Source organism: Petrotoga sp. DB-2 (genome assembly GCF_054051725.1).
This window is the reverse complement of sequence record NZ_JBSVZD010000073.1, coordinates 1-515: the sequence shown is the minus strand read 5'-3', so window position 1 is coordinate 515 and position 515 is coordinate 1. Positions and strand designations below refer to the sequence as shown.

Genomic DNA, 515 nt, shown 5'->3' with positions numbered 1-515 from the left:
ATGTCGTGGGTTACCAGTATTATCGTGTTTTTTTGCATTTTTTGTATGTCTTTTAGTAATTGTATTACCGCCCTTTGCGCTACTACATCCAACGCCGTTGTAGGTTCGTCCGCTACTATGATCCTTGGATTGAGTATCGTTGCTAAGGCTATCGTCGTCCTTTGCCTCATCCCTCCAGATAGTTGGTGTGGGTATGATTTTAGTACCCTTAGCGGTAATCCCAAGGCGGTTAAGTGTTTCTTCAGTGGTTCTTCAAATTCTTTTTCTTCATCTTTTATCTTTTTGTGTGAGGTCACAAAGTCTTTGAATGATTCTTTTATCCTTATTATCGGATTCAACGCACTCATCGATCCTTGCGGTATGTACGATATGAATTGCCATCTTAATTTCCTGTATTCTTCTTGACTCATTTTGGTTATATCTATCTCTTTCCCTTCCACTTCGTAGTATATCTTTCCATCTACTATCCTCAGTGGCGGTTCGGCTAAACCACATATCGTTTTTAGAAATGTGCT

The 515-nt window shown here is 39.6% G+C and carries 1 protein-coding gene; it reads right to left on the bottom strand.

Annotated features, from left to right (window positions below; all coding sequences use genetic code 11):
- A partial coding sequence (locus ACW9JY_RS10480) for an ATP-binding cassette domain-containing protein (protein WP_457284328.1) occupies window positions 1-515 on the bottom strand: 515 nt, incomplete at both ends.